Raw genomic sequence first — 18,565 nt, 5'->3', positions numbered from 1 at the left:
GGGCGACAGTGTTTAATTATATCGAGTGTGATTACAATCGCTGGCGTCGCCACAGTGCGTGCGGCGGTCTCAGCCCGGAACAATTCGAAAACCAGAATCTCGCTTAGGGCTGTGTCCACATTACGTGGGTAGGATCAATCAGCCCTGTGCCCGTTCAGGGCAAAAAGGCGCGACATAACCCGTAATGACCCCTATCTGATAGTGCTCGATAATGTTTGCTATTTCCATTGGAATATATTTATGACCGTAATATCCGGAGTTTTTAACAGGCCTGATGGAAGTAGTGAGCCCGGTGTAACGATCCGCTTTCAGCTTCTGGAAAACACCTCGCATTCATTTATCAACGAAAACCCCGAAGTGCTCACCGACGAGCAGGGTTTCTATAGCATCGATCTCAGTTGGGGAAAGTATTGCGTTACAGCGTTGAGGGGCTGGCGGAAAGACGTACTTGGCTTTATTTACGTTGCTCCAGATGGTCCAGACGGCACTCTCAATGATTACCTTTTGACAGGTGTCCCACCTGTGCCGGCGGTTATTGCTGGTATGGAGGAAATGTACTTCCAGATGAAGGCGCTACAGGGTAATCCTGCAACTCGTGTTCAAACGGAAGGCGACGTACCGAACACTGCATCCGGTTTCTATCTGGTACTGGAAGACAATGAGAAGGGCGCACCGACGCTCTATTTGTATGCCGGTGAACGACGCTACTGGCTTGCTATGGTGGACGATACCCAATGACAGCAAAATTCCCTTCAATGGCCTATAGTGCGCCGCTGATTGCGACAGACTATAGCGGCACGAGCACGCCCGGTGAAAGCCTGGAAGTAATGCCCACAGATAGCGCGGCTGTATCAGGGGTAATTCAGAACGTGAGCGCCGCGGATTTTCTGTACGTGAATTTGACAGGTGGTGAAGCCGGTCAGATGCCCGGTAGCATCATTCTGGAGCCTGGCGGTAGCGCTGATTTGGTTGCCACAAACGCTGTATCTGTCTTTGCAACTTCAGCCGTGGCGTTTACGGCGGTGAGGTATCACTATGTCGATTCGTAACCCGACCACTCGAAGCCGGGAAACAGGTTCGACTGACCAGCGTGATTTTCCATCCTGGTTTTCCCGTGTACAGCGCCTGTCGCTGGTTCGCACTACGCCGATCCCGGTAATGGACAACCCGCCAGCCTTTCAGCTATCAAAAGGCACTGGTCTTTCTGGGGCGTCTATTGTCAGCGGTGGGAGTGGTTATTCCGTAGGAGACAACCTGGACCTGATAGGCGGCACGGCTGTAGCGAGCGGAAAAGTTCGCGTGCTCAGTGTTGATGAAAATGGTGCTGTTACCGCGCTGGCGGTCCAGTTGCCGGGTATCTACACCGAAACCCCAACAAACCCCGTGCAGACAAGCAGCCCCAATGGCACAGGGGCCACTCTTAACCTGAGCTGGAATGCCGGTATTGCATCGGCAATCTACAACGGGAAAACAACCGCCAGACACGACGACACTGCATTTGATTACCTCGGGTATGACGTTAAAGACAACACACCCGGCTATCGCGGTAACGGCGTGCAGAATGGGACGCAATGCTGCATCAGTTGGACCAGTGACGCGCCTTATCTTGAGTTGCGTCTGGTTGGTGGCAACTACCAGGGTGATTTGTTCGTTAACGGTCAGCGCATATCCAGTGAGGCCATAAAAACTGATACCAGCGGCTCACCTTACATCTACTCAGTGGACTGGGGTGGGGTCGCAGACATCCGGGAATATCGATTGTGCGGCATCAACACAGGGTTCGGTGGTATCAACACCGAGTTGCAGTACAGCATATGGACACCTGACGAGAACCACAGGCCAATAATCTGGATCATGGGTGACTCGTACACCGTCGGCATCGGGGCAACGCAGGGCTCATTCAACTATTTCCGGATCATGTGCGATGCGCTGGGCGCGATTGGCCTGGCGGATGGCATATCCGGCGCTGGCTGGACATCAATACAGGATGGGCGCATTCCTCAACAACGTGTGGAAATGAAACTGGGAAGCATCACTCACCAGCCGAACTTTGTGTTTTTCATGATGGGCTACAACGACGCCAATGCTGGGCACATTGAAGCGTTGAAGGTTAATTTCCGTGCATCAGTGGCAAAAGTGCGCGAACTGTGTCCGCTGGCGCAGATAGTCAACATTGGTCCGGCTACACCGCTCGGGAAAGTATCTGTAATCACAGCTATTCGGCAGGCTGAAATGGATCTCTGCGCGGAACTTGATATTCCCTACGTCGATATTGACGACTGGGTGAACCAGTACAACAAGCAGATGTATACCGGGTCGGACAACACCCACCCAACCGATGCTGGGCATGCGTTTCTTGGCATCCGGCAGGCGAAAGTAATTTCAAAGCTTATCTAGGTGAATGGCATGAAAGTGTTTGTTGATGGAAAGGTCAGTGAAGTGACCAGCGAGGATATTTTGGCATTCGTAAAGGTTCAGAAGAAACTCAAGAGCCAGGGGCACATCGTTTTCAGTCCATTGCTACTCCCTGATGACTTTGATCTCGGTGAGAAGATGGACATCTGCTTTGCTTTCCTGCGTGCGTCAGATGCAATTGCTGTTGAAACTGGCAACTATCACGACAAAACGCAGGTGTTCATTGATTATCTGACGCAATACAACCTTGCTGCCACAGTGTGCGGCAATGTTAATGACATCAAATAGTAATGAATCGCATTTGAAAAGGTACTCCTGGCAATATTGAACACCGAGGGGGCGAGGACACGCGGAAAACGGCTAGTTTTTGCATTTTCATGCTGGCGGCAGCATGTCTGGTAATCTATTGATTATAAATATTTATCTCTGATTTCGACTGCACACTCTTTCCTTCCCCCTGTCATTAGACCAGTTTGTAATTAATTGAAATCAAAAAATAAGATTGGTGATCGCCTGCCAGTCAGAGGTGACCATGTCAAATGTAAGCGGTATCGGTGATGCGTATCACTGGAGCATTTTTAAAATTGCCGAAGCCTTTGGGATGCATCGGGACACCGTTAAAAAAAGACTCCTCGCTGCAAATGCGCCGGTGGCTGGCACGGTTCGTGGCAATCCAGTATATGCATTGCAGCATGTTGGCCCGGCATTGTTTGGTTCCAAACCGGAGGCTTCGAACTCACTGCATGACCCGTCAACGATGGAACCAAAGGAAAGAAAGGACTGGTTCCAGTCTGAAAATGAGAGGATCAAGCTGGAAAAAGAACAGCGAAAGCTGATCCCTATTGATGAAGTTGTCGTTGTTTATTCTTCCATGCGAAAGGCCGTAGTTCAGGTGCTTGAAACTATCCCGGATATTCTTGAGCGCGACTGCGCACTAACACCGCAGGCTGTCAGCACGGTTCAGAAATCGATTGACGATTTGCGCTACACCATTCAGGAAAAGTCATATGAAGCGTGCGCGGTGGAATTAACGCAGGAAGGTGAAGGAGATATCATCGAGGAGGAATAATGGGTTTTTCATCAGCCCGGAATATTGGCAGGGATATCTCCACCGGATTTTCTCCGCCCCGTCGTATGCCAATTTCGGAGGCTGTTAAAAAATTCATGCGCGTCCCGAAGGGCGCAGGTAACTCCGTACCATGGGACCCAGATCTGACACCTTACATCACTGAGCCGATGAATTGCCTTTCCTCGCGCGAGTATGACGCTGTTATTTTTGTTGGCCCCGCGCGAACCGGGAAAACCATCGGCTTAATCGACGGCTGGATTGTATACAGTATCGTGTGTGATCCCTCCGATATGCTTGTGGTGCAAATGACCGAGGACAAGGCCAGGGAGCACTCGAAGAAGCGTCTTGACAGAACCTTCAGAAGCAGCGCTGCGGTAAAGAAAAGAATGAGCCCGCGACGCAACGATAATAACGTTCATGACAAAACATTCAGGGATGGATCATTTCTAAAAATTGGCTGGCCGTCAGTCAATATTATGTCATCGTCTGATTATCGGTTTGTTGCCTTAACGGATTACGATCGCTTTCCTGAAGATATTGACGGCGAAGGTGACGGTTACTCCCTGGCTTCAAAGCGAACAACCACTTTCATGTCAGCTGGGATGACGCTGGTGGAGAGTTCGCCAGGTCGTGATATTCGTGACAGCAAATGGCGCCGTAAAACTCCGCACGAAGCGCCGCCGACCACCGGTATTCTTTCTTTGTATAACCGCGGCGATCGCCGTCGCTGGTACTGGCCATGCCCTGATTGCGGTGAATATTTCCAGCCGTCAATGGAGGCGATGACCGGCTATCGCGATGACGCTGATCCGCTGACGGCGAGTGAGGCGGCGCACGTCCTGTGCCCGCACTGCAACCATGCTATTACCCCAAACATGAAGCGTGAGTTAAATGGGAGAGGGGTCTGGTTGCGCGAAGGGCAGAGCATTTCAGCTGATGGCAGCATCACTGGCGAGCCACGCCGATCAAGAATTGCATCATTCTGGATGGAGGGACCGGCTGCGGCATATCAGAGCTGGTCGCAACTGGTTTATAAGTTGCTGACGGCTGAACAGGAATACGAGGCGACAGGCGGCGAGGAAACTCTCAAAACCGTTATCAATACAGACTGGGGTCTGCCATATCTGCCACGCTCAGCAACGGAACAGCGTCGTTCCGATGTGCTGATGGCGCGGGCGGAAGATTACGGCAAGCGGCTGGTACCTCCAAAAGTGCGCTTTTTACTGGCTGCGGTTGATGTGCAGGCCGGTAAAAATCGTCGCTTCGTTGTGCAGATCATCGGCTACGGCGAGAACGGCGAGCGCTGGCTGGTGGACCGCTATAACATCCGCCAGTCATTGCGCTGTGATGAAAATGGCGAGACTCAGCCGATTCACCCTGGCGCCTACCCTGAAGACTGGCAACTGCTGGTCTCCGATGTGCTGGAGAAAAGCTACCGCCTGCAGAGTGATCCGGAAAGGCGAATGCCTGTCATGGCGATGGCTGTCGACAGCGGTGGTGAAGAAGGGGTGACTGATAACGCCTATAAATTCTGGCGCCAGTGTCGTCGTGACGGGATCGGTAAGCGGGTTTATCTCATCAAAGGCGACAGTGCCAAGCGCCAGAAAACCATTACCAAAATACACCCTGATAACAGCGGGCGTGGTGACCGTCGAGCCGATGCGCGTGGTGAAGTCCCTGTCTACCTCCTGCAAACCGACACCCTCAAGGATCAGCTCAGCAATAACCTGTCGCGTGAAATACCGGGGGCGGGCTATATCCATTTCCCCGACTGGCTGGGTGAGTGGTTCTACGACGAACTTACCTACGAAGAGCGTGGCGTGGACGGCAAATGGCGAAAACCCGGTAAAGGCAATAACGAGGCGTTTGACCTTTTCTGTTATGCCCAGGTCATTGCCAGCCTGCGCGGCTACGAGAAGATCCGTGACTGGGAGAATCCGCCGGAGTGGGCACAGTCTCAGGACTGTAACAGCAACATCTTTGAAGGGGAGCAACCCCGGGAGAAAGCAGAAGTGAAACCAAAACCCGCCCGTAAGGGATCAACAAATAAAGCCGAGCAAGGTGGCTCAGCGTCGGGTGGATGGATGGGCTCAGCCGGAAGTGGAGGTTGGTTGTGACAAAAGATGAGGTGTTAAACATGCTCGTCACGGTGCGTCAGGCTTATGCTGACTCACTTGACGGCAAAAGCGTTTCTTTTACTGGCGTAAATGGCCGTGCCATTACCAACCATGACCCGGCAGCACTGCGAGCTGAACTGGAATACTGGGAAAAGCGCTGGCGCAGGCTTTCCGGTCGCGGCGGCCCGTACAAACTCGCTAACTTTCCGTAAGGCTTCCTATGGGATTTATTGAAAAAACACTTGGCGTCGTGTCGCCTGGGTGGGCAGCAGCGCGCGCCAAAAACCGATTAAAGCTTCAGGCTTATGACGCGGCGTTACCCTCCCGGACCCAAAAGACCAGGCGCGAAGGCCGCTCGGCAGATACCGCTGTTTTTGCTGCGGGCACCTCCCTTCGTGAGCAGGGGCGCTGGCTGGACGAAAACCACGATCTGGTGATTGGTCTGCTGGATAAACTTGAAGACCGGGTTATCGGTGCACATGGCATCCATGTTGAACCGCAGCCGCTGGATCTGGAAGGGAATCTGCATGCTGACTTTGCCGGACAGCTTTCGGCACTGTGGGCGGAGTGGTCAATCAGGCCAGAAGTCACCGGCATGTTTACCCGCCCGGAAGCAGAGCGACTCCTGCTGCGTTCGGCGCTGCGTGATGGTGAGGTATTCACCCAGTTGATTCGTGGACCGGTGGCAGGGTTGCAGCACTCAACCAGCGTACCGTTTTCGCTGGAAATGCTGGAGGCAGATTTTGTGCCGATGAACCTGAACAGTACGGCAGGCCAGCAGGTGAGGCAGGGCATTATCGTCAATGCCTGGGGGAGGCCAACAGGTTACAAGGTTTACAAAAACCATCCCGCAAGCCTGTCAGGATTCAGCACCGACCTGAAAACGATTGGCGCTGACAATATGCTGCACCTTGCTATGCGAAAGCGCCTGCATCAGCTGCGCGGCATTAGTTTGTTGCATGGTGTGATCCCCCGCCTGGCCGACATCAAAGACTACGAAGAAAGCGAGCGTGTGGCCGCGCGTATTTCGGCAGCACTCGGTTTCTACATCAAACGCGGTGATGCTGCGTCACTTGATGGTGAAGCCGAATACTCTGAGCCGGGGAACTCGCGCCATTACGATATTGCGCCCGGCATGATTTATGACGATCTCAAGCCCGGCGAGGATTTAGGGATGGTTGAGTCAAACCGCCCGAATGTTCATCTCTATGAATTCCGCAACGGTCAGATGAGGGCGGTTGCCGCAGGCACGCGCGGAAGCTATTCCAGCATCGCGCGGGATTACAACGGAACGTATAGCTCACAGCGGCAGGAACTGGTCGAGAGTTTCGAAGGCTACAACGTCCTCCAACAGTGGTTTGTGGGGCAGCACAGTCGCCCGGTCTATCGTAGCTGGCTGGCGATGGCTCTCAATAACATCTCTATTCCACCAGAGGTTGACAGAACGTCTCTCTACAACGCGCTCTATCTTGGCCCAGTGATGCCGTGGATTGACCCGGTGAAAGAAGCCGCTGCCTGGAAAGCCATTGTTCGCGGTGGTGCCGGAACAGAAGCAGAGTGGACCCGCGCCCGTGGTAAGTCTCCGCAGGAGGTGAAGCGCCAGCGCATCCGTGAAACCGAATACAACAAAGAGCATGGTCTGGTGTTTGATTCTGATGCCGCCAACGATAAAGGAGCCACTCCTGATGCAACAAACAATGAGCCTGATAACACCAAATCATCAAAGAATGATGATTAACCCCAGAGCCAGCCTGTCGGGTGAGGCCAGTGCCAGCGACAAAAACTGGTACGAAATACGCGCGGCAGCAAACAGCCACGCAGAGATCTACCTGTACGACGAAATCGGCGGCTGGGGGATCACTGCACAGGACTTCGTGCGGGACTGCCGTGATGCAGGCGTTTTCGATGCCAGCACCATTGATTTGCACGTTCACAGTCCAGGCGGGGATGTGATGCAGGGATTTGCCATCTTTAACACGCTTTCCCGCCTCAAAGCGAAGATTGATATCTGGGTGGATGGTCTGGCTGCGAGCATGGCCTCTGTGATCATCTGCCTACCCGGTGCCACAGTACACATCCCGGAAAATGCCTGGGTGATGGTGCATAAGCCATGGGGGGGGATTTTTGGTGATGCGGACGAGATGCGTAAATACGCAGACCTGATGGATCGAAACGAAGAACTACTGCTCAGCGCCTACATGAAAAAAACAGGACTGGGACGTGAAGCGCTTGAGGCTATGCTGAAAGCGGAAACCTGGATGAATGGTACAGAGGCAATCGAAAATGGATTCGCTGATGTACTTGAACCTGAATTGCAGGCCGCGGCCTGTGTGAACGAAAACCGACTTAAGGACTTTTACAATATGCCGGAACAACTCAGAACGTTAATCACTCCGCGTGCATCTGCAACAAATCTTCCGGATGACGCAAAGAAACCCGCCCCAGAAAAGCCAGATGTCGTTCTGGATAATAAGGCCCCGGTCAGCAAACCTGGCATGATGTCGCAGGAAGATATCAGTGCGCTTGCCATTCAGCTGGATGCTATCCAGCAAACTAAAAATGCAGCTCGCAGTCAGGGTATCAATAATGCATTTGAAGCCTTTCCTGCTTATGCATCGTTGAAAGCTGAATGTCTCATGGATGCCAGCTGTAGCGTGGATTCCGCCAAGGAGAAATTGCTGAAGGCGCTCGCAGAAGGAACAACGCCTTGCGCGAGTCATGGTGGTTATCACATCCATGCGGGTAACGGCAATCTGGTGGGCGACTCAATCCGCGCTTCTATCATGAGCCGCGCAGGCTACGCTGACGCGGAGAAGGACAACGCCTACAACGGCTATACGCTGCGTGAAATGGCGCGCGCCTCGCTGGTGGATCGCGGTATCGGGATCTCCGGTCATTCCGCACCGATGGCGATGGTGGGTCTGGCATTTACCCACAGCAGCAGCGACTTTGGCAATATCCTGATGGATGTGGCTCATAAGGCTGCGCTGCAGGGCTGGGAGAATGCAGGTGAAACCTTCGACCAGTGGACCCGCAAAGGCACGTTGACCGACTTCAAGGTTTCTCATCGCGTCGGGCTTGAAAGCTTCCAGTCTCTGCGTCAGGTTCGTGCCGGGGCTGAATATAAGTACGTGACGTTGAAAGACCGCGGCGAGCAGATTGCGCTGGCGACCTACGGCGAGTTGTTCAGCATCGACCGCCAGACCATTATCAATGATGACCTGTCCATGCTGACCAGCATCCCGCAGGCTATGGGGCTGGCAGCGCGTTCAACCGTTGGTGATTTGGTATGGGCCGTGTTGACCAGCAATCCGAAAATGTCCGACGGGAAAGCGTTGTTCCATGCGGATCACGGCAACCTGGTGACTGCAGACCTTTCTATTGAAGGCCTGGATAAGGGTCGCCAGGCAATGCTGTTGCAGAAATCTGGCGAGCGCCGCCTGAACATCCGGCCTGCATTTATGCTGACCCCTGTTGCTATCGAATCCCGCGCCAATCAGCTGATCAAATCAGCCAGCGTGCCAGGTGCCGATGCTAACAGTGGTATCAGTAACCCGCTGCAGAACTTCGCCACGGTGATTTCTGAAGCGCGCCTGGACGACAGCAGTGCGACTGATTACTACCTGGCTGCCGCACAGGGGCGTGACACCATTGAAGTGGCATACCTGGATGGCGTTGATGCGCCTTACCTTGAGCAGCAGCAGGGCTTCACCATCGACGGTGCAGCTTTCAAGGTGCGTATTGATGCCGGGGTAGCGCCGCTAGACTGGCGCGGACTGGTCAAAGTCAAAGCAGCTTAACAGCCACCTTCTCAGGTGGTTTTTTTATCTCTGCGGGCAGCGCGGCTGCCTGCTTATCAGGAGCAATAACATGGCAACGAACTTAATTGAAGACGGTCGCACGATGGACTACCTGAACGAAACCACTGCGCTGATTAAGTCAGGTGATGCGGTTGCGGTCGGGCGTATGGTTGGTGTGGCTCATGATGATATTCCCGTAGGGGAAACGGGTGTGCTGCATACCGTTGGGGTTTTCAATCTGCTTAAAGGTGCAATTGCTATTGAACAGGGAGATAAAGTCTTCCTGGTCGATGGTGTGGTGACAACGCAGGTTGCCGATCCGGATGGTGTAAATGCCCTGGCGGGCTATGCATGGGCCCCAGCAGAAGCGAACGAAGCCGAGCTTCCGGTCCGTCTGGGGGGCTGATGAACCGCTTCCGGCAAAGGCTGGATAAAGCAGAGGCCCGGATTAATCGGGCTTTTGCCGAAGAGTCTCCCGCATTGTTGCTAATCGGCGCGGAAAGTCGCCCGGTAACAGTCATCTTTGAAGCACCTGATACACCGGTTTCAGTCCCTGGCGGTGGTGAGATTCAGGATCATTCGCCGGCATTCAGCGCAATGACTGCTGACCTGTCGGGGTTGGATAAGCAGTGCAGTGTGCAAATCAATGGTGTGATGTACCGGGTGACACACGTTGGCACTGATGAAGAAGGCCGAACGCGCGTCACGCTGGGCTATGGCGAAGCCGGCCGTGTCGCCCCGGCAATTGATAACTGGAGCTGAAACAGTGGCAAGAGCATCCCGCATACGTCGTGATTTGCCGGTTGATATTGATATCGGTGCCGTGTGGCGAATAGCCGAGGGTATTGGCGCCACTCAAAAGCAGTTTCGCTCAGCCTATTCGAGAGCCCTGCAGCGCACTGCGGCAACACTTCGCAAGCGGGCAATGGCAGACCTGAAAGACGGCATTGCTCCACGTAGCACCGCAATGGTTCGCAAGCGTCTGTTAGCGTTCCGGGTGCGGCGTGGCTCGCAGCTCGATGAGTTCCGGCTATGGTTCGGACTCAACGCCATCAAAGTGAAGGATCTGAAAGGCAAGGTGATAGGCCGTGTTCGTCCTCATCATGACCGCAGGGACAGTAAGACCGGGCGCTACATTGCAGCCAGCCGCAAGGCTAAGGAGGCTGGTTTCGACCCAAAAGGCTCTTTGCTGGCAACCGAAATGTATACCAACGGAGAGGTTGCCCGCTCCAGGCGGGATGGGCGCAAAACGGTGGTCATTCGCGACCAGGAAACGCGGCGTACTCACGAGGCCGAAGTTGATATTTATGAGCCGATGCTGAATTACATTGAGGATAACGCGTTTGCCGATGCTCTCGATATTTTCATGCATCACTTTGAAACTGATATCCGTGGCCGGGTGAAGGCCAGAATCTCTGTATAGGTGAACCATGGCAGAGCCGCTAAGCCTGGCTGAATATCATGCAGCCGTCATTTCTTCCGTCAAAGCCCAGTTGCCATGGGTGCTGGATGCCGACACTTACCCTGAAAAAAACTGCCCGCGATTTTCCGGCCTTGTGACTCCGGCAGTGTATTTCACGCTGAATAACTGGGGGAGCCAGGAGGGAAATGAGGGGCAGCTAAATGTTGAACTTGAGTGTGATTTCTTTGTGGTTGTGGACTCTGCTTCGCAAACCATCAGTAAGCCAGATATTTATCTGCGTGCCGCCGCTGCTGATTTAACACAATGGGTAGACGGTCAGAACTTCGGCCTGTCACAGATTGAGCCTGCCGTTTTTACGACCGCCGAGAAAGACGACTTTGATCCCCGCATGGATGATTATCTGGTCTGGCGGGTGAGCTTCACCCAGGCCGCTGCCTTTGGTGCTGATCCGTTTGCACCTGCTGGTGCTCCATTGCGTGAGGTATGGCTGGGCGAAGCGCCGAATATCGGTAAAAAGCACGTTGACGATTACACCCTGATTTATGAGGCAAAGTCTGATGAGTGATGCGGTTGGCGATCTGCAGCGTCGCCTGGCAAACATTGTCCGCCGTGGCGTTATCCATTCCGTCCAGGCCGGGAAAATCCCGAAGTGCCGGGTTGCACTTGGTGAGATAGTCACAGGCTGGCTCCCGTTATGCCAGTACTTCTCTGGTCAAAACCGCTCTGACTCAAATCCCAGCGCGGTGGGCGACCCGGTGACGGTGCTCTCGGAAGGTGGTGAACTGAATAACGGCCGTGTCTTTCCTGGCTGGAACACCGGCGCAATGCCCGTCCCGGAGGGAAGCGACAGCGAGCACATCACCCGCTATGGCGACGGCACGGAGATCCGCTATGACCGGAAGGCGCACGCCCTGACGATTACGCTGGCGGGCGACGGCACCTATAAAATCGTCGGGAAAGGCACACTTGATGGCCCGGTAGAAATCACGGAAACCCTGACAGTTAAGGGTAAGACAACCATGAATGCTGATCTTCTCGTGAAGGCAAACATTACCTCAACGATGGAGATTTCGGATGCCGGTGGGAAAATGAGTGCGATCCGCGTGACGTATAACGGCCACAACCACAACGACCATGACGGGCAAACCGAAAAACCGAACCAACAAATGTGACATCAACAAATCGACCTGCTCCGGCAGGTTTTTTTACGCCTGGAGAAAATGAATGGCTAATTTACATGGTGTGGAAACGATCGAGCTGATTTCCGGCTCTGTCGCTGTGCAGACGATTCAGACCGCCGTTATCGGTCTGGTAGGTACTGCTCCTGATGCCTCGAACGGAACAGCTGCGGCGCTGACTGTTGGCACGCCAATCCTCGATAATGTCCTGACCTTCACGGCAAAACTGCCAGGGCGAGACGGAAACACTCTGAATGTTGTGGCAGTTGCAGGTGTTCCTGATGAACAGGCTCCCGCTGCCGTTGATACTTTTGCAGTTCAGGATGGGCTGACCCTGACAATTACGCTGGGTTGTGATGACACAGGTACGCTGACGGCGACTGCTGAAGATGTGGTGATCGCGGTCAGCGATATTTCTGATGCTTCAGTGATCGTTGACGGTGATGGTGCAGGGCTGGTGAGTCCATTCAACGAACAGTTGAGCGGCGGTGAAGATGAACCGTTTCCACTCAACACTCCTGTAGCCGTCGTTGGCAGTACGCTCTGGTCGAAACTGGGTGCTGCTGGCACGCTGCAGCAAGCTCTGGGGGAAATCAACGATCAGCGTAATGCACTGTCAATCGTTGTCCGAGTGGAAAAAAAGGATGTGGTGGAAGACCAGCGGGCGGCCATCCTTACTGGTATTGGCGCCCTGTCAAAGAGCAAGTCTGTAACAACCTACCAGCCGCGCATCCTGATTGCGACGGGCTTCAGCGAAGATGATGCTGTTGGGAAGGCGCTGGAAACACAGGCCGGGAAATTACGGGCAGTTAACTATGTAGATTGCGCGCCCGGCGCAACGCTGCAAGAGGTTGTACAGCGCCGCCAAATGTACGGCGCGCGTACTGAAATCCTCCGCCCGCGCGTGCAGGTGAGCAACAGCGATGGCCAACTGGTTTACCGCCCTTATTCGGCAGCGGCGGCCGGACTGCGCGCTCGCATCGACTACGAGAAAGGCTGGTGGTGGAGTAAGTCCAACCAGGAGATTTACAACATCCTCGGCGTCGAGCAAATTGACGAGTTTATTCTGGGCGAGGAAAACTGTGACGCGAACCTGCTCAACATGCAGAACGTGTCCACCATTATCCGCCGGGCAGGGTTTAAGCACTGGGGTAACCGCCTTTGCTCGACCGATCCGCAGTTCCGCTTTGAGGCTGTACGCCGCACGGCAGACGTCATCGAAGACAGCATTCAGGAGACGATGCTGGAATATGTGGACAGGCCGCTGGATAAGTCGAATGCCGACGACATCATCAATACCATCAATGCCTATATGCGCCAGCTGCACGGGCTGGGGGCAATCTTCGGTGGTAAAGCCTGGCTTGACGAAGAGCTGAATACCGCCGAGTCGCTGGCCTCTGGCGTGCTGTATATCAACTATGACTTCGGACCGAAATCCCCGACTGAACTCATCTCCCTGCGCGTCCGCGTGAACAATAACTATGCCTTAGAGGAGCTTAACGCAGCATGAGTGGAAAAACGAAACTCAGGGTCTGGACGTTCTTCCGTAACGGGATCCGCATCCAGGGCGCGCATGAATATACGCCGCCTGTACTGACCATCACAAAAACCGATATGCGCACCGGTGCGCAGGATGCGCCTACACCTGTTGATGACGGCATGGAAGCGCTGACCTGCCAGATTAAATTCTACGGTATTGATATCGATATGTTGGCGAGCTTTGGCTTTGTTAGCGGCAGCCGCCCGCGCTTTACCGCCTATCAGGGCTTTACTGGCAATAATACTGAGCTTGACACGTCAGAGGAGATCGAGGGCTTTGTTTCGACGGTGACGCCAGATGCTCGCGGTAACAGTACGCTGTCTGAAAATGCCATCACGGTGGATATCGCCATCAACTACTACCGTCAGGTTATCAACGGCATTGAAACGGTCGCTATCGACACTGAGCGCTTTTCTCGTCGAATCAATGGCGTTGATGTGTTGTCTGGCCTGGCGGCGAAAGTGCGCCTTTGATTTCACGGCCTTCGGGCCGTTTCTTATATGGAGAAAAACATGAGCTTCCCGGCTGAAACCCGAGTTATCAAACTGTATTCCCCTGTTCCGCTGGACAATGGCGGTTTGATGGAGCAGGTCACCATGCGTGAGCCGCTGGTGCGCGACCGTATTGCCCATTCGAAAGATCGTGGCAATGAAGAGGAGAAAGAGGCACGAATGATCGCACTGCTCTGCAATCTGTCTGAGCAGGAAATCTGGCTGCTTACCGCCGCTGACTATGCGCAGCTGACGGACACCTTCAACGTTTTTATGCTGCCGCCAGAGAAACGACCGAAGACGACATCCTCAGAGCAGTAAGGCTGCTTGGCAGGCGACTACATTTCTCGATGGCGGATTATCTGGCGATGCCGCTGGATTCTTTTATCGCCCTGATTGATCAGGAAAGGGAGGACGAAGAGCGTGGGCGCAACAAGTCAAAACCTTAAAGCCACAATCACTTTTGCGGGTGGTGTTGACAGCTCGTGGAAACGCTCCACAAAGGATGTGGAGAAAAGCCTGAAGGATGTCGATAAAGAGTCGCAAAAACTTATCCGTGACCAGTCAAAGCTGGCGGCGGAGATTAAAAAGACAAAGATGGCCGGGAACAGTGTCAAAGAGCTGAGCCGCCAGTACAGCGATGTTACCAGGGAGATCCAGCGCACAGAGAAGGAGCAGAAGCGCCTTAACGGACAGCTTGCAAAAGCGCAGAAACTTGAATCCTTCAAAGGTGTTGGCAAAGGACTGTTCCGGCGCGCGGCTGGATTTGCTGGTGGTATTGCAGGTATGGCTGCTCCCGGTCTTGCGATTGGCGGCGGCGGGGTGGTCGCTTCCGCACTAGGTACGCTTATCCTGCCAGCTGCACGTAATGCAGAAACCGCTGAGCGTGCGGGGATTGCCAAGAGCTATGGCGTTGATGTGCCAACGTTCAACAACTGGGACACCCTGGCAAAGCAGTTTGGCATCAACGGCGAGAACATCGGAGATCTGTTCGAGGAGTACCTCCACAAGTCAGGTGAGTATAAGCAGACCGGGAAGCAGGGGGCGCTTCAGGACGCGTTTCAGACTCTCGGATTTAAAGCCGGTGATATGGCTGGGCTCAGCGATCTGGGCCAGTTCAGTAAAATTATTGAGCGTGCGCTGAGCCTAAAAGATCAGTCGAAAGCCTCCTTTGCCCTCGATTCTTTGTTTGGCGGTGAGGCCAGTAAGTTTCTGATGCTCATCAAGCAATCCGGCAAGAGCTACAAGGACCTGATCGCCGAGCAGCAGCGCTACAACATGGTTACGAAAGAGGGTGCCGACGGCGCAATCGCCGGTAATCAGGCGGTGCAGAACCTGCAAACGGTATTCAGCTCTGCGCTGGCGGAAATCTCAGGGCAGCTGGGCAACGAGCTGGCGCCGGATATTCGCAATCTGACGGATGACCTGGCCGACTGGTTCAAGGGCGGCGGCATCAAGCGCATCACCACCTTCTTGCGAAATGACCTCTACCCGGGTGTGCTGACGTTCGGAAATGGCGTGGTGTATGTCGGCCGTATCGTGTATGCGCTGGCGAAAAAGCTGTCCTGGCTGTTACCGGATGAACGTGACGACCGTCGGGGCGTACTGAAGTCGCTTGCTATGACGGGGTCGACGGATATCGCCCGAATGACGGCAAAAAACAGCGGTCAGGAAGAGTGGTTCGATAAGCTGCTGCGGGAAAATCCCGACGCGGCTGCCAGTATCAAAAAGTCCTATGCCGATACCCGCGGATATTTCAGTGACGACAACGATACCTTCAACAAAACTCTGGATGATTTTCTGGGGCCGGAAACCAAAAACAGCCTGCTTTCATTTGACGACACGCTCAAAAAAAACCAGCAACCAGCGGGTGACTCTGGCATGGGAGATGGCGCGGAAGCCTGGAAGCGGTACACGCAGGATCCTTCTAATTTCGGCAGTTCTGCGGGCTCACGTCAGCTGACAGACAACCGAAAATTTGAGTATCACTTCGAGATATCCGGTGCGCCCGGGCAGGATCCAACCGCCATTGGGGATGCCGTCGCGGATGTGACGAAGAGCAACCCCGCCTTTACCGGCGACAGCAGCATGTATGACCTCTGGAGCGACCAATGAGTGAAATTATCCCTCTGATTGAATCCAGCGGGCAGGCGCAGGCCAGCGCTGCCCGGGGTGCTCAGGCGGCAAAAGTGATGATGATGCTGGGTGATTTTGCCTTCTCCATCGACACCACTGCCTACCAGCAACTGACACGTGAGGCGCAATGGCGCTGGGCAGAGCAGGCGCGGATCGGCAAGCAGGATTTATTGCAGTACATCGGAAAGGCGGCCCGGTCAGTCCGGCTGGAGGGGCAGTCGCATGCTTTCTTTCGAAATGGCGTCGATTCGGTGAATGACCTGTTCGATATCGGCGAGAAGGCTGCGCCGCAACAACTGGTCAGCGGGGCTGGCGATGTGCTGGGCTGGTGGGTGGTGGTGGACTTTTCCGACGTCTCCACCCGCTTTCTGCCCGGCGGCGGCCAGCGGAATAAAAACTGGACGATGACGCTGAAATACTATGCCGATGATTTATCAAACCCGTGACGGTGATGTGCTTGATGCCATCGTTGCTGCGCAGTACGGCACCGCGGGTTTATCCGCCATGGTGTCGCAGGTGCTGGAGGCCAACCAGGGGCTGTCCGAAAAAGGGGACATCTACCCGGCGGGGATCAGTATCACCCTGCCTGATTTGCCTCCGGTGATTGAGCAATCACCTTTCCAGCTGTGGGACTAGCATGACGGAGACATCTACAACCCCGGAATACAGACCGGATTTTAGCGTTGTGGCAGAAGGGAAGGACATCACCCGGGCGCTACAGCAAAGCCTGCAGGAGCTGACGCTGACCGATAACGGCGGGGCAACTGCAAAATCTGATGAACTGAAAATAACCCTGCTGTCTGAAACCCTGACGCTTCCGTCGAAAGGTGCCCGCCTGCGGCTTGGGCTGGGCTTCAACGGCAACCTGGTGGACAAGGGCTGGTTTGTTGTGAGCGGCGTTTCCAGCAGCGGGCCGCCGCGCAAGATTGAAATCTACGCCACCGCCGCACCGATGAATGCTGAAAAGCAGAAGGGAGATGTGCTGGGCCATAAAAGCCGCAGTTGGGATGATGTGACCATTGGCGAGATAGTGAAAACGGTCGCCAGTGATAATGGGCTTATCCCTCGGGTTGCAGCTGCACTGATGGATATCAAAATCACCCATCTGGATCAGTCGGCGGAGTCGGATGCCAATCTCATGACCCGCCTCGCTCGCGCTTACAACGCTGTTAGCAAACCTGCTGGTGGCTACTGGCTGTTTCTGGAGCAGGGCGCAGCGGTCAATTCCAGCGGTAAATCTTCGGGGCCGGTGACCATTACTCCGGAAGAGCTTTCTACCTGGTCATACAGTGAAGGAAGTCGGGGGAATTCCACCGGGAAGACAGCGACGGGCAGCCAGAAATCTAGCGGTAAAATTGGCGCAAATTACTATTCAGAAGCTGACGGTCGGACGGTCGCCAGTTCGGTTGATCACGATGGGCCAACAATGCTCTCTCCATGGGTTCATCCTGATAAAGCGACCGCAGACCATCACGTTAAATCGAAGAAGACACAGGCAAACCGTAACGAACGAAAAATGACGCTCAATGGGCCTTGCCGTCCCTGGCACATTCCGCTGACTGCTGAGTGCCCGATCGTCACCTCCGGTTTCGGCGAGCGTGAAGACCGGCAATGGCTGACAGAATCACTCGTTTATAGCCTGACCGACTCAGGTTTAAGTTTCACCTGGAATCTGGTCGTCGACATCAAAGCCAAATCCGGCAAATCCTCCGCCAAAAAATCCAGCACGGCTAAGACCAGGCCGGATTACTACGGCACCATCTGACAGCAGGAAACAGCATGAATGGAGTAAATCGCCAGACGGGCAAGCGCCTGTCGGGATCTGCACATCTGCGCCAGTCCATTATCGACATTCTGACCACGCCGATAGGCAGTCGCGTGCTGGTGCGGGATTACGGCAGCGATATTCCTGATCTGGTGGACAACCCACAGGACGACCTTACCCGGTTGCGGATCATCGCGGCGACAGCCTCTGCTCTCGCTAAATGGGAACCCCGTCTGAAACTCACCAGCGTCACCGTGGCTTTCAACGTCGGCGGTAGCTGTGTTGTGGCTATTGATGGCGTTAATAAGGAGACCGGGGCGGCAATAACAATCGAGGACATTCCTGTTTATGGCAAGCAGCTATGACGTAATCAATTTGTCTGATCTCGCGGTACCTGATGCGATTATCGTGCCGGATGCAGACGATATTTTCTCAGCCTGGCTGACACGCCTTCGCGAGCTGGATCCTGATTTTGATGCGCTGGTGGAATCAGACCCGACCTTGTATTATCCCCCACGTGCAGAAAGAGCCGGCCAGTTCTTTCTGCCTGCAGTCCGGACGCCGTACCTGACCTTAGATTCTCAAATCTGTGGCGTAGATAATTCGCGCCGGACTGCACTTCTCCACATGT

The 18,565-nt window shown here is 54.3% G+C and carries 23 protein-coding genes and 1 pseudogene; all 24 read left to right on the top strand.

What is annotated here, in order from left to right; all coding sequences use genetic code 11:
• A partial coding sequence (locus ACRCWW_RS21315) for an IS3 family transposase (RefSeq protein ID WP_438684193.1) occupies nucleotides 1-107 on the top strand: 107 nt, incomplete at its 5' end.
• Nucleotides 108-240: 133 nt separating this feature from the next.
• Nucleotides 241-738 carry a prophage tail fiber N-terminal domain-containing protein gene (locus tag ACRCWW_RS21310; protein WP_438684192.1) on the top strand — a complete coding sequence of 166 codons (498 nt, stop codon included), beginning with the start codon at nucleotides 241-243 and terminating at the stop codon, nucleotides 736-738.
• Complete coding sequence (locus tag ACRCWW_RS21305) at nucleotides 735-1,049, top strand: hypothetical protein (protein WP_438684191.1); 315 nt, start codon at nucleotides 735-737, stop codon at nucleotides 1,047-1,049. Before ACRCWW_RS21310 ends, ACRCWW_RS21305 begins: the two co-directional genes overlap by 4 nt.
• Nucleotides 1,036-2,397, top strand: coding sequence for an SGNH/GDSL hydrolase family protein (locus tag ACRCWW_RS21300; protein WP_438684190.1), 1,362 nt, complete (start codon nucleotides 1,036-1,038; stop codon nucleotides 2,395-2,397). Before ACRCWW_RS21305 ends, ACRCWW_RS21300 begins: the two co-directional genes overlap by 14 nt.
• A 9-nt stretch (nucleotides 2,398-2,406) precedes the next feature.
• Nucleotides 2,407-2,703: a DUF4406 domain-containing protein gene (locus ACRCWW_RS21295; protein ID WP_438684189.1), complete on the top strand. Its 297-nt coding sequence runs from the start codon at nucleotides 2,407-2,409 to the stop codon at nucleotides 2,701-2,703.
• A gap of 244 nt (nucleotides 2,704-2,947) precedes the next feature.
• Nucleotides 2,948-3,484 carry a DUF1441 family protein gene (locus ACRCWW_RS21290; protein WP_438684188.1) on the top strand — a complete coding sequence of 179 codons (537 nt, stop codon included), beginning with the start codon at nucleotides 2,948-2,950 and terminating at the stop codon, nucleotides 3,482-3,484.
• Complete coding sequence (locus ACRCWW_RS21285; RefSeq protein WP_438684187.1) at nucleotides 3,484-5,601, top strand: phage terminase large subunit family protein; 2,118 nt, start codon at nucleotides 3,484-3,486, stop codon at nucleotides 5,599-5,601. The genes ACRCWW_RS21290 and ACRCWW_RS21285 overlap by 1 nt, the downstream gene beginning before the upstream one ends.
• A gap of 20 nt (nucleotides 5,602-5,621) precedes the next feature.
• A complete protein-coding gene (locus ACRCWW_RS21280) occupies nucleotides 5,622-5,813 on the top strand; it encodes a hypothetical protein (RefSeq protein ID WP_438684186.1) in 192 nt (63 codons plus the stop codon).
• 8 nt (nucleotides 5,814-5,821) lie between these two features.
• On the top strand, nucleotides 5,822-7,339 hold the full coding sequence (locus ACRCWW_RS21275) for a phage portal protein (protein WP_438684185.1): 1,518 nt from the start codon (nucleotides 5,822-5,824) through the stop codon (nucleotides 7,337-7,339).
• On the top strand, nucleotides 7,287-9,401 hold the full coding sequence (locus tag ACRCWW_RS21270; protein ID WP_438684184.1) for a ClpP-like prohead protease/major capsid protein fusion protein: 2,115 nt from the start codon (nucleotides 7,287-7,289) through the stop codon (nucleotides 9,399-9,401). Before ACRCWW_RS21275 ends, ACRCWW_RS21270 begins: the two co-directional genes overlap by 53 nt.
• A gap of 70 nt (nucleotides 9,402-9,471) precedes the next feature.
• The gene (locus tag ACRCWW_RS21265; protein WP_438684183.1) at nucleotides 9,472-9,807 is read left to right on the top strand and encodes a DUF2190 family protein; all 336 of its coding nucleotides are present in this window, start codon (nucleotides 9,472-9,474) and stop codon (nucleotides 9,805-9,807) included.
• Nucleotides 9,807-10,163, top strand: coding sequence for a head-tail joining protein (locus tag ACRCWW_RS21260; protein ID WP_438684182.1), 357 nt, complete (start codon nucleotides 9,807-9,809; stop codon nucleotides 10,161-10,163). Before ACRCWW_RS21265 ends, ACRCWW_RS21260 begins: the two co-directional genes overlap by 1 nt.
• Before the next feature lie 4 nt (nucleotides 10,164-10,167).
• A complete protein-coding gene (locus ACRCWW_RS21255; protein ID WP_438684181.1) occupies nucleotides 10,168-10,824 on the top strand; it encodes a hypothetical protein in 657 nt (218 codons plus the stop codon).
• 7 nt (nucleotides 10,825-10,831) lie between these two features.
• Nucleotides 10,832-11,389 (top strand): hypothetical protein, encoded by a 558-nt coding sequence (locus ACRCWW_RS21250; RefSeq protein ID WP_438684180.1) that lies wholly within the window; start codon nucleotides 10,832-10,834, stop codon nucleotides 11,387-11,389.
• Nucleotides 11,382-11,996 carry a phage baseplate assembly protein V gene (locus ACRCWW_RS21245; RefSeq protein WP_438684179.1) on the top strand — a complete coding sequence of 205 codons (615 nt, stop codon included), beginning with the start codon at nucleotides 11,382-11,384 and terminating at the stop codon, nucleotides 11,994-11,996. Before ACRCWW_RS21250 ends, ACRCWW_RS21245 begins: the two co-directional genes overlap by 8 nt.
• A 52-nt stretch (nucleotides 11,997-12,048) precedes the next feature.
• Nucleotides 12,049-13,512, top strand: a complete 1,464-nt coding sequence (locus ACRCWW_RS21240; RefSeq protein ID WP_438684178.1) for a phage tail sheath family protein — start codon at nucleotides 12,049-12,051, stop codon at nucleotides 13,510-13,512.
• A complete protein-coding gene (locus ACRCWW_RS21235) occupies nucleotides 13,509-14,015 on the top strand; it encodes a phage major tail tube protein (RefSeq protein ID WP_438684177.1) in 507 nt (168 codons plus the stop codon). The genes ACRCWW_RS21240 and ACRCWW_RS21235 overlap by 4 nt, the downstream gene beginning before the upstream one ends.
• A gap of 39 nt (nucleotides 14,016-14,054) precedes the next feature.
• Entirely contained in the window at nucleotides 14,055-14,354 is a 300-nt protein-coding gene (locus ACRCWW_RS21230; RefSeq protein ID WP_438684176.1) for a phage tail assembly protein, read from the top strand.
• 102 nt (nucleotides 14,355-14,456) lie between these two features.
• Nucleotides 14,457-16,148 carry a hypothetical protein gene (locus tag ACRCWW_RS21225; RefSeq protein WP_438684175.1) on the top strand — a complete coding sequence of 564 codons (1,692 nt, stop codon included), beginning with the start codon at nucleotides 14,457-14,459 and terminating at the stop codon, nucleotides 16,146-16,148.
• Nucleotides 16,145-16,615, top strand: coding sequence for a phage tail protein (locus ACRCWW_RS21220; protein ID WP_438684174.1), 471 nt, complete (start codon nucleotides 16,145-16,147; stop codon nucleotides 16,613-16,615). Before ACRCWW_RS21225 ends, ACRCWW_RS21220 begins: the two co-directional genes overlap by 4 nt.
• On the top strand, nucleotides 16,596-16,805 hold the full coding sequence (locus ACRCWW_RS21215) for a tail protein X (RefSeq protein ID WP_438684173.1): 210 nt from the start codon (nucleotides 16,596-16,598) through the stop codon (nucleotides 16,803-16,805). The genes ACRCWW_RS21220 and ACRCWW_RS21215 overlap by 20 nt, the downstream gene beginning before the upstream one ends.
• 1 nt (nucleotide 16,806) lies before the next feature.
• Nucleotides 16,807-17,934, top strand: a complete 1,128-nt coding sequence (locus ACRCWW_RS21210; RefSeq protein ID WP_438684172.1) for a contractile injection system protein, VgrG/Pvc8 family — start codon at nucleotides 16,807-16,809, stop codon at nucleotides 17,932-17,934.
• A 14-nt stretch (nucleotides 17,935-17,948) separates the two neighbouring features.
• The gene (locus ACRCWW_RS21205; RefSeq protein WP_438684171.1) at nucleotides 17,949-18,299 is read left to right on the top strand and encodes a GPW/gp25 family protein; all 351 of its coding nucleotides are present in this window, start codon (nucleotides 17,949-17,951) and stop codon (nucleotides 18,297-18,299) included.
• Nucleotides 18,283-18,565, top strand: a pseudogene (locus tag ACRCWW_RS21200) (hypothetical protein); the annotation flags it as partial. The gene ACRCWW_RS21205 and the pseudogene ACRCWW_RS21200, both read left to right, overlap by 17 nt.

This window comes from Scandinavium sp. (assembly GCF_051650185.1).
Taxonomy (GTDB): domain Bacteria; phylum Pseudomonadota; class Gammaproteobacteria; order Enterobacterales; family Enterobacteriaceae; genus Scandinavium.
The sequence above is the reverse complement of the archived record's forward strand: the minus strand, read 5'-3'. Positions and strand labels throughout refer to the sequence as shown.

Excerpts from the sequence above, each read along its gene's own strand:
- ACRCWW_RS21310 (WP_438684192.1), top strand. The coding sequence starts at position 241 with ATGACCGTAATATCCGGAGTTTTTAACAGGCCTGATGGAAGTAGTGAG.
- ACRCWW_RS21305 (WP_438684191.1), top strand. The coding sequence starts at position 735 with ATGACAGCAAAATTCCCTTCAATGGCCTATAGTGCGCCGCTGATTGCG.
- ACRCWW_RS21300 (WP_438684190.1), top strand. The coding sequence starts at position 1,036 with ATGTCGATTCGTAACCCGACCACTCGAAGCCGGGAAACAGGTTCGACT.
- ACRCWW_RS21295 (WP_438684189.1), top strand. The coding sequence starts at position 2,407 with ATGAAAGTGTTTGTTGATGGAAAGGTCAGTGAAGTGACCAGCGAGGAT.
- ACRCWW_RS21290 (WP_438684188.1), top strand. The coding sequence starts at position 2,948 with ATGTCAAATGTAAGCGGTATCGGTGATGCGTATCACTGGAGCATTTTT.
- ACRCWW_RS21285 (WP_438684187.1), top strand. The coding sequence starts at position 3,484 with ATGGGTTTTTCATCAGCCCGGAATATTGGCAGGGATATCTCCACCGGA.
- ACRCWW_RS21280 (WP_438684186.1), top strand. The coding sequence starts at position 5,622 with ATGCTCGTCACGGTGCGTCAGGCTTATGCTGACTCACTTGACGGCAAA.
- ACRCWW_RS21275 (WP_438684185.1), top strand. The coding sequence starts at position 5,822 with ATGGGATTTATTGAAAAAACACTTGGCGTCGTGTCGCCTGGGTGGGCA.
- ACRCWW_RS21270 (WP_438684184.1), top strand. The coding sequence starts at position 7,287 with ATGCAACAAACAATGAGCCTGATAACACCAAATCATCAAAGAATGATG.
- ACRCWW_RS21265 (WP_438684183.1), top strand. The coding sequence starts at position 9,472 with ATGGCAACGAACTTAATTGAAGACGGTCGCACGATGGACTACCTGAAC.
- ACRCWW_RS21260 (WP_438684182.1), top strand. The coding sequence starts at position 9,807 with ATGAACCGCTTCCGGCAAAGGCTGGATAAAGCAGAGGCCCGGATTAAT.
- ACRCWW_RS21250 (WP_438684180.1), top strand. The coding sequence starts at position 10,832 with ATGGCAGAGCCGCTAAGCCTGGCTGAATATCATGCAGCCGTCATTTCT.
- ACRCWW_RS21245 (WP_438684179.1), top strand. The coding sequence starts at position 11,382 with ATGAGTGATGCGGTTGGCGATCTGCAGCGTCGCCTGGCAAACATTGTC.
- ACRCWW_RS21240 (WP_438684178.1), top strand. The coding sequence starts at position 12,049 with ATGGCTAATTTACATGGTGTGGAAACGATCGAGCTGATTTCCGGCTCT.
- ACRCWW_RS21235 (WP_438684177.1), top strand. The coding sequence starts at position 13,509 with ATGAGTGGAAAAACGAAACTCAGGGTCTGGACGTTCTTCCGTAACGGG.
- ACRCWW_RS21230 (WP_438684176.1), top strand. The coding sequence starts at position 14,055 with ATGAGCTTCCCGGCTGAAACCCGAGTTATCAAACTGTATTCCCCTGTT.
- ACRCWW_RS21220 (WP_438684174.1), top strand. The coding sequence starts at position 16,145 with ATGAGTGAAATTATCCCTCTGATTGAATCCAGCGGGCAGGCGCAGGCC.
- ACRCWW_RS21215 (WP_438684173.1), top strand. The coding sequence starts at position 16,596 with ATGATTTATCAAACCCGTGACGGTGATGTGCTTGATGCCATCGTTGCT.
- ACRCWW_RS21210 (WP_438684172.1), top strand. The coding sequence starts at position 16,807 with ATGACGGAGACATCTACAACCCCGGAATACAGACCGGATTTTAGCGTT.
- ACRCWW_RS21205 (WP_438684171.1), top strand. The coding sequence starts at position 17,949 with ATGAATGGAGTAAATCGCCAGACGGGCAAGCGCCTGTCGGGATCTGCA.